Annotated in this window: 14 protein-coding genes; 3 read left to right on the plus strand and 11 right to left on the minus strand. The window is 51.2% G+C overall.

Translation table 11 applies throughout. The features are described 5' to 3' along the window. Window positions 1-4: 4 nt before the first annotated feature. Window positions 5-562 carry an RNA polymerase sigma factor gene (locus F7231_RS24360; RefSeq protein ID WP_085413172.1) on the minus strand — a complete coding sequence of 186 codons (558 nt, stop codon included), beginning with the start codon at window positions 560-562 and terminating at the stop codon, window positions 5-7. Between the two features lie 145 nt (window positions 563-707). On the opposite strand from F7231_RS24360, the gene asnS reads away from it, so the two are divergent. Both asnS and F7231_RS24370 read left to right on the plus strand, forming a co-directional pair. Then, entirely contained in the window at window positions 708-2,156 is a 1,449-nt protein-coding gene (gene asnS, locus F7231_RS24365; RefSeq protein ID WP_085413171.1) for an asparagine--tRNA ligase, read from the plus strand. 172 nt (window positions 2,157-2,328) lie between these two features. Further along, the gene (locus F7231_RS24370; protein WP_085413170.1) at window positions 2,329-2,784 is read left to right on the plus strand and encodes a ferritin-like domain-containing protein; all 456 of its coding nucleotides are present in this window, start codon (window positions 2,329-2,331) and stop codon (window positions 2,782-2,784) included. 108 nt (window positions 2,785-2,892) lie between these two features. On the opposite strand, the gene F7231_RS24375 is transcribed toward F7231_RS24370, so the two are convergent. The 10 genes from F7231_RS24375 to F7231_RS24420 all read right to left on the minus strand — a co-directional run bounded on the left by F7231_RS24375 (window position 2,893) and on the right by F7231_RS24420 (window position 12,259). Then, entirely contained in the window at window positions 2,893-3,762 is an 870-nt protein-coding gene (locus tag F7231_RS24375; protein ID WP_085413169.1) for an aldo/keto reductase, read from the minus strand. 168 nt (window positions 3,763-3,930) lie between these two features. After that, a complete protein-coding gene (locus tag F7231_RS24380; RefSeq protein WP_166693876.1) occupies window positions 3,931-6,543 on the minus strand; it encodes a carbohydrate-binding domain-containing protein in 2,613 nt (870 codons plus the stop codon). A gap of 103 nt (window positions 6,544-6,646) precedes the next feature. Further along, window positions 6,647-7,504: a prephenate dehydrogenase gene (locus F7231_RS24385; RefSeq protein WP_166693877.1), complete on the minus strand. Its 858-nt coding sequence runs from the start codon at window positions 7,502-7,504 to the stop codon at window positions 6,647-6,649. A 53-nt stretch (window positions 7,505-7,557) separates the two neighbouring features. Next, window positions 7,558-8,727 carry a pyridoxal phosphate-dependent aminotransferase gene (locus tag F7231_RS24390; protein ID WP_166693878.1) on the minus strand — a complete coding sequence of 390 codons (1,170 nt, stop codon included), beginning with the start codon at window positions 8,725-8,727 and terminating at the stop codon, window positions 7,558-7,560. 156 nt (window positions 8,728-8,883) lie between these two features. Next, on the minus strand, window positions 8,884-9,423 hold the full coding sequence (atpH, locus tag F7231_RS24395) for an ATP synthase F1 subunit delta (RefSeq protein ID WP_085413165.1): 540 nt from the start codon (window positions 9,421-9,423) through the stop codon (window positions 8,884-8,886). Window positions 9,424-9,436: 13 nt separating this feature from the next. Further along, complete coding sequence (gene atpF, locus F7231_RS24400; RefSeq protein ID WP_085413164.1) at window positions 9,437-9,931, minus strand: F0F1 ATP synthase subunit B; 495 nt, start codon at window positions 9,929-9,931, stop codon at window positions 9,437-9,439. 166 nt (window positions 9,932-10,097) lie between these two features. Beyond that, on the minus strand, window positions 10,098-10,343 hold the full coding sequence (gene atpE / locus F7231_RS24405) for an ATP synthase F0 subunit C (protein ID WP_370723402.1): 246 nt from the start codon (window positions 10,341-10,343) through the stop codon (window positions 10,098-10,100). Window positions 10,344-10,406: 63 nt separating this feature from the next. Then, window positions 10,407-11,507 (minus strand): F0F1 ATP synthase subunit A, encoded by a 1,101-nt coding sequence (gene atpB, locus F7231_RS24410; RefSeq protein ID WP_085413162.1) that lies wholly within the window; start codon window positions 11,505-11,507, stop codon window positions 10,407-10,409. Between the two features lie 19 nt (window positions 11,508-11,526). Next, entirely contained in the window at window positions 11,527-11,745 is a 219-nt protein-coding gene (locus F7231_RS24415; RefSeq protein WP_157510640.1) for a hypothetical protein, read from the minus strand. Window positions 11,746-12,013: 268 nt separating this feature from the next. Then, complete coding sequence (locus F7231_RS24420; protein ID WP_166693879.1) at window positions 12,014-12,259, minus strand: AtpZ/AtpI family protein; 246 nt, start codon at window positions 12,257-12,259, stop codon at window positions 12,014-12,016. Between the two features lie 154 nt (window positions 12,260-12,413). Here F7231_RS24420 and porW point away from each other — a divergent pair, with 154 nt between their 5' ends. After that, window positions 12,414-14,672, plus strand: a complete 2,259-nt coding sequence (gene porW / locus F7231_RS24425) for a type IX secretion system periplasmic lipoprotein PorW/SprE (RefSeq protein ID WP_085413159.1) — start codon at window positions 12,414-12,416, stop codon at window positions 14,670-14,672. The last annotated feature ends 111 nt before the right edge of the window (window positions 14,673-14,783 follow it).

Consider the following 14,783-nt stretch of genomic DNA (forward strand, 5'->3'; position numbering starts at 1 on the left):
GTTGTCAAGAATTCGACAGTTCGTCGTAGAGTGATTGGAGCCGTTTACGAAGGTACTGCACAGCGTATCGTTTCCGCGAGATAATGGTTTTCAGATTCTCACCCGTCAGGTCGGCAATGGCCTGCAGGGTCTGATCTTCCAGTTCATTCTGCACAAAGACAGTCCGCTGACTGTCGGGCAGTTCAGCCAGGGCGCGCATCAGCTCATCCCAGATCAAATCGCGGAACGACGGATCATCGGCCGACTCCGGATCGATCATAAGCAGATCATCCAGCGACAAATCGGCGTCATCCTCATCCGAGCGGGCGGCATCGGTAAAGGTCGTTTCACGGGTACGTCGGTAGCGGTCGGTGATGCGGTTGCGGGCTACTTCGTAGAGCCAGCCGCTGAGGCTGCTGATCTGATCAAGATCGACCACCCGGCTAAGCTGGTACCAGACATCCTGCAAGATATCTTCCGCATCTTCCTCCGTGCGCACCCGATCACGGATAAACCCAAATAGCCGCCCCCCATACTGCTTCACAGTATCGAGCACGGTTCGTTTTGGGTTTTCGGTAGCCATAGACAGTAACATAGGTGGCCCAAAGGTGAAAACCGGACCAACAGACAGGGACTGGAATATGAAGAACGGGTCAATTTGCGGTTCAACGCCGGACTTTGGCCGGTAAACGTTGAACCCAATTGGCCCAACGGCTTATCTTTGCCCCATGAGTTACCTACCTGTTAAGCAACTGCTTCAGACGGAACCTGGCCAGACCGTGACGGTGAAGGGCTGGGTACGTACCAAGCGCGAAAGCAAAAACGCCGTATTCGTGGCAATCAACGACGGCTCCACAATTCACACCATTCAGGCGGTAGCCGAAGCGGGGTTTCTGCCCGACGAGACCCTGCGCCTCATCACTACCGGTGCCTGTGTCGCCATCACGGGTGAGTTGGTGCCGTCGCAGGGTGCGGGGCAGGCCGTGGAGGTAAAAATTACCGAGGTGCATATTTACGGCCCCGCCGACCCAGAGAAATATCCGTTACAACCCAAGCGGCACTCTCTTGAGTTCCTGCGCGAGATTGCCCACCTGCGCCCACGCACCAACACGTTCAGTGCCATTCTGCGCATTCGCCACGCGCTGGCCTTTGCTGTGCATAAGTACTACAACGACAACGGGTTCTACTACCTGAATACGCCGATCATCACCGCTTCCGACGCAGAGGGTGCCGGTGAAATGTTCCGCGTATCGACCCTCGACCCCATTAACCCACCCCGAACCGAGGACGGCAAGGTCGATTATAGCCAGGATTTCTTCGGCCGCGAAACCAACCTAACCGTTTCCGGGCAGCTGGAAGGCGAGCTGGGTGCGCTGGCACTAGGGAAGATCTACACGTTCGGACCCACGTTCCGCGCCGAGAACTCGAACACGACCCGCCACCTGGCCGAGTTCTGGATGATTGAGCCGGAAATGGCGTTCTTCGAACTGGAAGACAACATGAACCTGGCCGAGGACTTCGTTAAATCGGTGATCCGATACGCGCTGGAGCACTGCGCCGATGATCTGGCCTTCCTGGAAAATCGCCTGAAAGAGGAAGAAAAGACCAAGAAGAAAGAAGAGCAAAGCGAGATGACCCTGATCGAGAAACTTCGGTTTGTGGTTGACAATGACTTTGAGCGCCTGACTTATACGGACGCCGTTGAGATTCTCCGCAACTCAAAACCGGCTAAAAAAGGCCAGTTCCAATACGAAGTAGGCTGGGGCATCGATCTTCAATCAGAACACGAGCGGTATTTGGTGGAGAAACACTTCAAAAAACCGGTTATTCTGACCAATTACCCACGGGCCATCAAATCATTCTACATGAAGCAGGATGAGTCGACAACTGCCCCTGGCCCAACCGTTCGCGCTATGGACGTGCTGTTCCCGGGCATTGGTGAGATCATTGGCGGTTCGCAGCGCGAAGACGATCTGGAAAAACTAACTACCCGTATGGCCGAAGTCGGTATTGAAGAAGAAGCAATCTGGTGGTACCTCGATACGCGCCGATTTGGCTCAGCGCCGCATTCAGGCTTCGGACTTGGCTTCGAGCGACTGGTTCTCTTCGTAACCGGCATGAGCAACATTCGGGATGTTATTCCTTTCCCGCGTGCCCCAAAATCAGCTGAGTTTTAAACCAGGCGGCTCTACACAGATGCCAACTGTATCCGCTTTCCGTGTTGGCAATCCGCTACGGGAAAACTATGTAAAAAAGCCGCCCGGTTGATAAACCGGGCGGCTTTTTTTGAACATTGACCCGCTCGTACAGTTTTTAGTCTGTAGTTAAACCATTCTATCAGCGTTAGTCATGATTAAGAACGAAGAGATTGTAGAGGACCTAAATGATCTGGTAAAGATCAACAATGACCGTATTCAAGGCTATATGAAAGCCGTAGAAGATACGGAAGACAGCCAGCTCGACCACCTGTTTAACGAGATGATCGTGCAGAGCCAAAACTTCCGCAGCCAATTGGCCGACCATATTGTACGTTTGGACGGCTCGGCCGTAACCGACGCGACATCGACCGATGTAAGCAGCAAGATTCACCGCGCCTGGATCGACATTAAGTCGGCTATCACTGGCAAAGACCGTGACACGGTGTTGAGTTCAGTGACATTCGGCGAAAACGCCGCTGTAGAAGCATACGAAGAGGCGGTTGAGAAAGATCACCTACCTGCTTATGTTAAAGAAGACCTAACCCGTCAACTGTCAGAGTTGAAAACAGCTCTGGCGAAGATGGAGGGCTTGAAGAACAGCAAATAAGTCTGTTTTATATATTAAAAAGGGGTGCCGTTATAAACGGCACCCCTTTTTTGCTTTGTGAGGTAGGTCAATGTCCAGGTGAAGGGCCTATCTCGCAGCATAAAACGCTTACTGCGGAAGCGGCATGTCCTGCAGGTCTTCGTCGGTCAGCTTAATCGTTGCGGCAGCGGTGTTGTCTTCCAGGTGCTTCACCGACGACGTACCTGGAATCAACAGCATTACAGGTGACGCGGCCAGCAACCAGGCTAGTGCAATCTGGTATTCACTGGCACCATGCCGTTCGGCTACCTTTTTGATCGCTTTTTCGGCCGATAGGTCACCGCCCCCCAGTGGGTACCACGGAATAAAAGCAATGTTTTGTTCTTCACAGAACTTCAGCGTGCTGTTCCATTTCTGCTGGCCGAAACTGTACATGTTCTGTACTGATACCACCTCGAAGTATTGCTGCGCTTCCTTGATCTGATCAACGTCGACTTCCGATAAGCCAATGTGCTTGATCTTACCTTGCTGCTGTGCTTCTTTCAGGAAGCCCAGGTATTCTTCAGACGGTACCTTGTCATCGAACCGATGGAGTTGGTACAGGTCTATCTGTTCTACTTTCAGGCGTTTCAAGCTACCGTTCAGCGCTTCCTCCAGATGCTTACGGCTTCCATCTACCGGCCATTGGTTCGGGCCAGTACGTAACAAAGCGCCTTTTGTAGCAATCACCAGCCCGTCCGCATATGGATGCAGGGCTTCGGCGATTAATTCTTCTGACACGAATGGGCCGTAGCTATCGGCGGTATCGATGAAGTTGATGCCCAGGTCGAGGCAGCGTTTCAATACGCGCAACGCTTCATCCCGGTCTTTGGGTGGTCCCCAGATGCCTTCGCCGGTGATGCGCATGGCACCGTATCCCAGCCGGTTTACGGTTAAATCGCCGCCTAGCGTAATGGTGCCCGAGGCGGTAGCAGGCTTTTGGTCTGTTGTTGACTGCATGGGTATTGGTTGTTGATAGCAGGAAGCCTATACGTGGCGACCTCCTTTACGTTACTAATCGCAACCAATAACTGTTTTCAACAATCTGCATTTTCTCAATTCGCCACATGGTAAACCCACACAACCGGCTCAGGTAAGACCTAGTTGTGTGGGTAGAACGCTTTGTGCCTAGAACGATATGGTATTAACTGTAGCGCTGCCTGACATAGTCGGGCTGGCTTTCAGCACAGCACCGGTAGCTGAGTATGTTCCCCCCGTGTACAGGCCCCATCCCGACGAGCCACCGACAAACCCACCACCGGTATAGGTTCCGCCGAAGTATATTTTGTAGGGTGTGCTCTTAGCCAAGGCGGGGTTTGAGAAATGAAAATAGCTGACTGCGTTTCGGGGCTTGAACGTCAGCAGCTCTTTACCACTGGCATCTTCAATGTGCAGTAATGAACTGGCAGCGAGCTGCGCACTCGATTTGATATACATACTTACCTGCTTTGAGGCGGTACTCATGGCTTTGGTCATGTTCGCGCTGGACCCTCCGGAAATCAGAATTCCCCCATTTGCCAGGAACGTGCCGTTATAGTCGATGCCTTCTTCGGGTTGGCTTGTTGGACCACAAACGATAATGACGCCCCCGTTTATCGTAATATTTCCGTTGCTGTCGATGGCGTCGCTACCAGCCACGATCAGCGTTCCGCCGTTCATGAACAGGTTGCTGTTGTCGTTCGATTCGGTTCCACCGGAAACGGTTCCATAGGTGGCGTTGATGCCATCATTCGTCGCCGTCACATTGATCGTTCCCCCGTCGATCGTAATGGTGCTCGACTCGATACCTTCGTACGATTTTGTGATGTTGATCGCACCATCGACGATTGTTACTGACTTTTCCGATTTGATACCGTCGTCAGTTGCAGCAATAGTCAGTTCACCATTGGTCATCGTAAATGCCCCATCACTTTTAAAGCCTTTGGCTTCGCTGGTCAGTGTACTGCTATAGGTGTATTTTGCTCCCGAGGCGGTAATGGTCGTTTTGCCACCACTGACGGTTGCCGTACCATCGACACTTATTCCTTTGCCACCGGCTCCGGTGCTGACGATGGTCAGCGTGCCGCCGTTAATAGCTAGATTCTTGTCGCAGTTAATACCTGCCGGCGACGTAATATCGGCCGCCGCTGTTTCATAGAACGCCGATCCTGTAGTATTGATCGACACCGTACCGGCTGAGAGCGTGAAATCGCCGGAGGTTTTGATGCCTTTTGCCCCTTTGCCACCAACAGTCAGCATCACTGGATTTGCTGTATTAATCGTTGTATACGCTTCGCTTTTTAGGGCATTCCCTTTCTCGCCCGACGTTGTCACATTGATGTTCCCTCCTTTAATGGCTATGTACGGAACGATCTTGGTGTCTGTTCCTTCGTAGGTTGCCGCAATGCCATCATCGACGCTTGAGACGGTAAGGTTGCCGCCATTCAAAACGATATACCCCTCTTCGACCTCAATACCATCGCTCGACGCGGTAACATTGACCGTGCCATTATCCATGGTGAAATAATCGTTGGCATGGATTCCGTCTTTAGCGGCTGATTTTACCGTGATGGTAGCCTGGCTGACGTAGATATAATCGTCTGCTACGATAGCGTGTTTATTATTGCCTGTTACGTTCAGAGTACCCGTCCCTGTAAAATATAGTTGGCCCTCGCTAAAGAATGTTCCTTTCTGATCTTCGGTGCTGCTGGCATAGGTGATACCATCGACCAGGGTATTGGTGGTACCCGCTACTACGTTAATCGTCGCTTTTTTGCTCGACTGGCTGTTGATGGCCGGGCCAGAACTGTTGGTTAGGCTAACGCCTTTTAGCGCGAGGTTATATTTATACTGGCTATAAATTTTGAAGCTTCCCCTTGTAGCCGTGCCCGATAAGAGATAAACCATTTCTTTGGTCGTGTTGGTCGACGTTACAGTCACGTCTGCCCCGCTGACGGCCACCTTTACGCCTTCGCTCTCGAACGGGTTACTTACGGTAGCGGTTGTTCCCAGGTACGTTACGGCAACAGTATCTTTCGGGGCTACCGTGGGGGCAGCGGCATTGATGGTTACCACTACTTCACAGCTTTTTCCGCCCAGGCTAAGGGTAAATGCGGCAGTACCCGATGTAGTTGGTGTACCCGTGATGGTATACATAAGTGTTCCGGCTCCGTCGGCCAATGTGCCGGCCTGCACAGTTGCGGTCAACCCCTCAACTCCTGTCGATGCGGCCGAAGACAGATCATACGTGCCGCCATTTCCACCGGTGTAGGCCATAGCTACTGACCCTGAATAGGGCGTTCCACTTACTCCCACGGCGGGTGCGACCGTACAGGTCAACGTAGCGATACTGGCTTTAGAGGCCGTAACGGGTACAGCTAACGTACATGACTGGCCGCCCAGAGAAATTGAAAAAGTGGCTGTACCTGCCGATGCGGGTGTTCCCTTAATGACAAAGCTGGCCATGCCATTTCCCGTTGCCAACGTACCGGGCAATAGCTCAGCCGTCAGTCCGGTTACCCCTGTTGAAGGAACGGCGGTGCCAGCCGGATAATCGGCGCCATTTCCACCGGTGTAGGGTATACTGGCCGTAGCCACGTAGGAAGCACCGCTGGTGGCCGATGCCGAGAAGGTAGCATTCAAACAATTGAGGGCGGTAATACTGGCTGTCCTGGCCGATACCAATTCATCGGTCTTACACGACAGGATAAGGAGTACAAGCGTTAGCAACCCACTAACAAGGGCGATACTGTTTCTATACATGGCGTCAGTCAATACGGCAATAAGCCTTATTAACCCCCAGTACCGCGTTTTTTACAAAATTGTGGCAAGTCAGCTAAAAACACTTGCTACGTTTAAGCACTACTCACCGCTTCTCGATGCCCTCCAGCACGCGGCGAATGACGTTGGCACGGGCCATAAAATCCAGCGAGCCTGGTACGTCCCGGTCGTCGATTACGGCTTTGAAGCGTTGCAGGAAATCGATATAGTCGGCTAGCGCCTGCGATACGTTATCGCGGTTTTGGTCGAAAATGGGGGCCCACATTTGGGGGGAGCTTTTGGCGAGGCGGACCGTGCTGCTGAAACCGGTGCTCGCCATATCGAAGATGGCCTGCTCGTCTTTTTCCTTTTCCAGCACCGTCAGGCCCAGGGCAAACGCACTGATATGGCTCAGGTGCGATACATAGGCCAGGTGTAAGTCATGCTCCTGTGGCGTCATGTAAAACAGCTTCATGCCAATGTCGCTGAATACGGCCTGAACCAGACTCAGGCTATCCGGCTGGCTTTTTTCGCGGTCGCAGATGATCAGGTTTTTGCCGGGTAACAACTCGCGGAAAGCGGCACCGGGTCCTGAATTTTCGGTACCCGCCATCGGGTGAGCCGCAACAAACTGGGTACGTTTCACATGCTGATCGGCCAATGCGCATATCCCCTCTTTGGTTGACCCTAGATCAAGCACAGTACCGTTAGCAGGCAGCTTATCCAGCACAGCAGGAAGCAGATTCAGAATGGTATTCACCGGCGTAGCTAGCACCACCAGCGTGCTTTGCGCGACGGCTTTCTCCAATGGCATCATTTCGTCAACGATACCTTTTGCCAACGCCAATTGGCCATGCACCGCCGATGCGTCGACCCCAATGAAGCGGGCTTTGGGGTACTTTTCTCGAACAGCTAACGCAAACGATCCGCCGAGCAAACCGACACCAACAATGGAAATAGTCATCTGAACCAGGGTTTACTTTATTTCTGTGATTTTACAGGTTGTTCCGCTTTCGTCTAGCTGAGACTTGCTTGATTCAGACGATTAACGGCCTCTTGAATCCGTTCTTTCGGCATGCAGAGCGAAACCCGAATGTATCGGTTTCCTTTTGGACCGAAGATGAGGCCGGGGGCAATGAAAATATGCTTATTGTACAGTAAATCGTCGACCAGGGCTTCAGCCGACGGTATACTATCGGGTAACTTTGCCCAGAGGAACATGCCTTCCTGGTCGCGAGCGTAGGTACAACCTAGCGTATCTAAAAACGCGTAGGCGGCTTCCAGACGGCCCTGATACACGGCATTCCGTTCAGCATGCCACTCGTCCGGGTTATGTAACGCCGTTGCTGCCGCCTGTTGCAGGGCCAGAAACATACCTGAATCCACGTTGCTTTTGATCGTCAGTACGGCATCGATATACGGCTTTGCCGCGGCTAGCCAGCCAACCCGCCAACCCGCCATGTTATGCGACTTGCTCATCGAGTTCAACTCAACCGCCACCTCTTTTGCCCCGTCGATCGAGAGCAGGCTGATTGGGGCTTTCTTGTTCAATACCAGACTATACGGGTTATCATGGCATAATAGCACCTTATGCTCATGCGCAAACCGAACCGCCTGTTCGAACAGACCCTGCGTGGCAGGTGCACCCGTTGGCATATGCGGGTAATTCAACCAGATGATCCGGGTACGTTCCGTAAGCTGATCGGCCATTTGCTGCCAGTCGGGTTGCCAGCCTGCGTGTTCCAGCAAGGTGTATTCGACCACATTGGCCCCTACCATCTGACTCACCGCCCGATAAGCCGGGTAACCCAGTTCCGGCACCAGCACCTCATCGCCTTCGTCTAGGAACGTCAACGATAAGTGGGTAATCGCCTCTTTCGAGCCGATCATGGGTAATAACTCTGTTTCCGGATCGAGCGTCACGCCGTATGTGTGAGCGTAATAATCAGCTATTCCATGGCGCAGAGCAGGAATACCTTTATAGGATTGATAGCCATGCGCCGAAGGTAACTGCGCCGTTTCTGCCAGCGTATTGATGGTGGATTCAGACGGCATCATGTCGGGGTTACCAATGCCTATATTAATGACATCGTGACCGGCCGCCTGTAACTTACGTACTTCAGCGAGTTTGATCGAGAAATAATATTCCTGAGCCTGGGTGGCGCGATGGGCAAGAGGGATAATCACTACTTAACTTGGGTACGTGAACAACTAGAACTATCGGGAAGTCGATGAAGTAACAACTCAGGTACGTTGCTAACAAGCGGTCCTGGGCTGTATACCCACAAAAATACAAAAGCCACCCCGGTTTGGGGCGGCTTTTGCCTGTATTACGCGAATTGCTTAATTCATGAATGCCAAACGCAGGTCGTTCAACTGGCTGCGGAGCGAGGCATCAATCTGGCGGTCACCAACGCGGAGGACGTACCCACCGATCAGCTTGCTATCCTGCTTCTCTTCCAACTCCACAGTTTTGCCACCTGTCAGGGTTTTCACCTTTTCTTTCAACTGGGTACGCAGTTCTTCGGTCAACGGTACCGTTGTGATAACGGTAGCCCGTTCAACCCCTTTCAGTTTATCGAACTGGGTACAGAAAGCAACCGCAATGTCTTCAAGAATATTATCGCGACCTTTTTGGGCAACGATCTGAAAGAAAGACATCGTCATTGGGTTCAGCTTGCTGCCAAACACCGCATTGATGATGTTCCACTTTTTTGCATTACGCACGATTGGGTTCTTCAGCAGAACACCCAGCGCGCGATTCTCAGCAATGGTACGCTGGAAATAAAGCATGTCGCCATACATCTCCTCCACAATACCTTTCTCCTGGGCCAAATCAATCAGTGATTTAGCATAGCGGGCAGCAACCGTTGAAATAGCCATGGTTTACTACCGTTTAGTTTAACCGTGATGAAGCCACTAGGTCTTGTACCAGTTTCTCCTGCGAAGCTTTGTCGGCCAGCTCGCGACGGAGTACTTTCTCGGCTACTTCAATCGAGAGGTTTACTACGTCTTTCTTCATCGAGGCAACCAGTGCCTGACGTTCATTCTGCATGGCTTCACGCGCCTGCTCCAGCATCCGCTGACCTTCGGCAACAGCTTTGTCACGCGACTCAGCAACAACTTTGTCAGCCGTTTCCTTAGCACCGCGAAGAATGGCATCACGCTCGGCACGGGCCTGAGCAAGAATTTGCTCATTCTCTGATTTCAGTTTCGCCATTTCGCCCCGCGTTTTTTCGGCGAGGTCGAGGGCACCCTGAATGCTGTTTTCACGCTCTTTCAGGCTTGATGCGATAGGGCCCCAAGCAAACTTGCTGAGCAGAAAGAACAGTAAACCAAAAATGACTACTTGCCATACTAACAGGCCAATATCGGGGGTAAGCAGGTCCATAGTAAATTATGAATAGAATAAATGAGTCAAGAAAATCGTACGCTTTCTTTTGTTGTAGAAGTAGCCTGCCAACGGCAACCCCAATTGGCAGGCTCTCTAGAAATTCGGTGTATCCCGTGCGTCGTTGCCTAATGCTCAGACAGGATACGCACTGCTGACCGGGCGATTAAGCCAGGGCAACCAGCAGACAGATAACGGCAGCGAACAGAGCCACGGCCTCGATCAGGGCGGCAATGATCAGCATGGCGGTTTGGATACGACCAGCAGCTTCTGGCTGGCGGGCAATACCCTCCATCGCGCTACCACCGATACGACCAATACCAAGACCAGCACCAATAGCGGCCAGACCAGCACCGATAGCGGCACCCATGATGGCTACACTACCAGTTGCTTCCAATAAGATTGACAGCATGAAAGCTAACATCTTCAAACAGATTTATAAGTGAAAAAGAAACAAAAGAAAGCAAACAAAAAACTAACCGATCTCCTCGCCTGGACCTTCGTAACCGATGCCGTGATCGGCTTCGTGATGGTCTTCAATGGCGCTACCGATGTACATCGACGTCAGCAGTGTGAAGATGAACGCTTGCAGGAAAGCAACCAGCAATTCGATCAGGTTCATAAAGAGAGTAAAGGGAACTACGATCAAGCTTACGCCATACCCAACCCCTGCGCTGGCCTGACCAGCGATAAAGATCAGCGACAGCAGTGCCAGAATGATGATGTGACCAGCCGTAATGTTGGCGAACAATCGGATCATCAGAGACATTGGTTTCATGATCAGACCAACAATCTCAACAGGAATCATGATCGGCAACAAAGCCACAGGTACACCAGTAGGTTTTACCAGGTGCATCCAGTAATGCTTGTTTCCACTCAGGTTCGTCACGAAGAACGTGATGACTGCTAACACCATCGTTACTGCAATGTTTCCCGTCAGGTTAGCTCCACCAGGTAACAAGCCTAGCAGGTTATTTACCAGAATAAAGAAGAAAAGCGTCAAAAGATAAGGCAGGTATTTCTCGTATTTTGGACCAAGGTTCGGCTTAGCGATTTCGTCACGAACGAACATGACGATCGGTTCGAGGAACGACTGAAGACCTTTCGGTGCCTTGCCTTTATTTACGGTGTAGCTTTTAGCGATTGACGTAAAAACGAAAAGTAGGATGATCGCGCTGATGAGCAACGAAGCCACATTTTTAGAGATCGAGAAATCGCGTACATGAACATCTTCTAACGGCTTACCAGCTTCATCGACCCGATGAACGTGTCCGTGCTCGAGCTTATATCCGTTGTAGACTTCGCCGTGAGCCAGCCGTGATGAGGAGAAAACCTCTACACCCCGATCTGCTGAATACAAAATGACTGGTAGCGGTAAGGTAAGGCCATGCGCAAACTCCCAACCTTTATCATCACTGATATGGTGAGTGATCATATCACCAACCTTGAATCCTTTCTTTTCTTCTGTATGGGCTTCGTGACCTTCTACAGTGTGCTCCTGCGCAAATACACCAGCAATCGTGCTGAATACGAGGGCAAAGGCAAGCAAAAATCTATTAATTGACGAACTCATCATATGAAATAAGTAAGCGTTTCTACGAATCGCGCCGCAATTTACGCGTAAGGCCGTAGATTTCAAAACTGGTGTAAACTAAATACAATCCAAGAAAGCTAAATACGAAGATCTTTCGAGCAGGTACGTTGGTATAGAGCATAACGCCCATGAACACCAGGCTCAAAATGAGCTTTGCCGTAACGAATGCCATGAAGAAAGTGGTGAACTGCGCTGATTTCGGGTCTTTTACGAAACTCATGAGTCTATGTAGTAACACTGACAACATGAAATAGAACAGCAGCAGATAGGGCCAATACGGGTGCAGCCAGCTCGGTTTGTAGAATCGGTCAGCTACAAAAAATACAATTCCCAGGAATGCCGTTAACAGCAACGAGTCGCGCATTAAATAGTAAATTTTCCTTTTGACGGGATTAACATGATTTTAATGGGCCAGTTGCCCAAACGCCCAAATAAACTTTTGATAAGATACCCGAAGCATGGGGATCTTCATCGTCAGAATGACGGTATCAATTTTTGGGAAGCTGCTTAATAAACAGGTACAATGACGCCCCAATGGCAAACAGGGATAGACCAATTGTCCAGCCGGGCATTTTGTTTTCCTGCCACTGATCCAGGCGCATACCCGCATACACGCCAATGCCAATGGTGGCCAGCATCTGAATGCCGATGCCACTGTACTGCGCGAAGGCCGATGGGCGGCGATCGTCGTTATTGCCGTGAGAAGGCTTGTTTGGGGTTTCGGGTGAATTCATCGTCGGAAAATAGCTAATTTCGCCAGTCTGGCACAGGATTCGATACGTTGGCTGGTAACCCGTTCGTTTCAGTTATATCTTGAGTCAGCTTTGTTTTATCGATTCTACGAAGGTACGGCCCACAATGGGGCAACAACCAACTTCTTTAGCTTGTATGCACCAATTTCGACCTAAATACATCGCTTCTCTGGGCCTCATTGCCTTGCTGTCCGGTGGATTTTGGTCTTGTTCGCAGCATAGTAATGGGTCTGTCAGCAAGGGGTATCACAACCTTACAGCTCATTTCAACGCCTATGTAATGGCCCGCGACGATATTGACGAAGTGGAGCGGTACCTGTTTAAAAACAGGCAGGATAATTACAATGAAACATTACCCATCCTGCTCCCACTCGATTCAAACGCGATTCAGTCGGTGCGGCCTCAACTCGATGATGCCATCAAAAAGGCGTCGCTGGTTGCCGAACGTCACCAGAACAGCAAATGGGTCGATGATGCCTACGTGCTGATTGGCAAAACGCGCCTATATCGGCAAGACTTACCCAACGCGATTGAAGTGTTTAAGTATGTGAACACAAAAGGCACCGATGACGACGACAAGCACGAAGCACTCATTCTGCTGATGCGCGCCTACGCGGAGACAGGGGATTTTCCGAATGGATTGACGGTGGCAGAATACCTCCGCGCCCAGCCGCTTAATAAAATCAACACAAAAGAATTTTACCTGACAAAAGCATATCTGCATCAGCGTAAAGGTGAACTCCTCGTGGCGGCTGGTATTCTGGATGCCACCTTCCCCCTCCTGAAAAAGTCAGAGGCAACGGCCAGACTACACCTGATTGCCGGTCAGCTGTATGAATTGGCAGGTAAATCGGCACTGGCGACAGATCATTTTCAGCAGGTGCTGCGTACCCATCCCAACTACGATCAGGAGTTTTTTGCCAACATCTACCTGATGCAGGCCGATGGGAAGGATCCGAAGCAACTCGCCCGAAACGCCGGACGGTTTGAGGAGATGCTAGCCGACCGCAAAAACTCAGACCTGAAGGATAAGATTTACTTTACAATGGGCCGGGCTGATGTGCGCCGGGGTAATTACGATCGGGCTCTTGCTAATTTTAACAAAGCGGTACAAACAGGACTAACTAACACGGCTCAGGTTCCACTTACCTATGCCGAAATGGGTAATCTGTATTTCGAAAAGAAGCGAAACTACAGCAAGGCGCAGGCCTATTACGATAGTTCGCTTGCTTTACTTCCCCAGAATCACGCCCTGTATACGACAATTGCAAACCGTCAGAAGGCGCTTAACGAGTTTGTTAACAACCAGACGACTATTGACCGCGAAGACAGCCTGCAACGGATGGCACAGATGAATCCCGCGGCTCTTGACCAACTGTTGGACAAACTGATCGACGAGCGTGAAAAAGCAGACGCGGCCCAGGCCGAACTAGCCCGACAAATTACTGGCCGCAACAATCTGTCCGGTGCCCAGGCTACCAACTCGGATCTGGCCCCTAACGACCGCTGGGTGCTGTATAATCCGGTTCAGCTGGCGCAGGGGAAACAGGAATTCATGCAGATTTGGGGAAATAGGCCGTTAGCTGATGATTGGCGCAGACAAAATAAAGACGCGTCGCAGGCCATTGCCGGTCAGAACAACCCGCTGAATGGATCAAACCCAGCCGATGCGACTAATCCGGTGGTGCCATTGCCCGCTGCGGGTACACGACCACCCGTTGCCAACACCCTGAATCAGCGTAAAGGAAAGAAAGATGAACTATACCGGTTGATTCCCTTTTCGGCGGAGGCACTCCAGAAATCGAACGACCAGCTCGAATCAGCGCTGTACCGGCAGGGAAAGCTTTACAAGTTTCAACTGGAGCAACCGGTACTAGCCATGTCTACGCTCGATCGCCTGATGGCACGCTACCCCAATACCAGTTATAAGCCAGAGGCCTACTATTTAATGCACCTTTCGGCTGAACAGGCAGGCAGACCATCTCCATGGCGGGATAAGCTACTGAGCGAATTTCCCACCTCTACTTATGCTAAGTTGCTAACCGCAGCAGGCGGCAACACAGCGCTTGCGAGCGGTAGCACAGCAGCAGGAAAAGGGCCTGTGAATGAGATCGCTGCCAACCAGACCTATACTCAGCTGTATGAATTGTATCAGTCGGGTAATAGCACTGAGGCGCTGGCCCGAACCGAAGCCGCGCTAGGTACGTTCGGTGGATCGAAGATTGCCGATAAGATGGCGTTGTTACGAATTATTCTGATTGGACGGGTGCAAGGCGTCGATGCGTATCGGCAGGCACTTACTGAATTCGTTCGCGATTATCCACTCAGTCCATTACTTTCACATATAAAAGAACGCCAGGCCGCCGCTGAGCAGCTGACGGCGAAAAGGAAATAAAAATAAGTTTCGAGTTTCAGCTATCGGGTTTCAGGGGCTTCGCTGCTTACTACGTGGGTGTTGAGCAAAGCCTCTGAAACCTGGAAGCTGAAACTTGAAATGTTCCCCTCC

Source organism: Fibrivirga algicola (assembly GCF_011742925.1).
In the GTDB taxonomy this organism is placed as follows: Bacteria; Bacteroidota; Bacteroidia; order Cytophagales; family Spirosomataceae; genus Fibrella; species Fibrella algicola.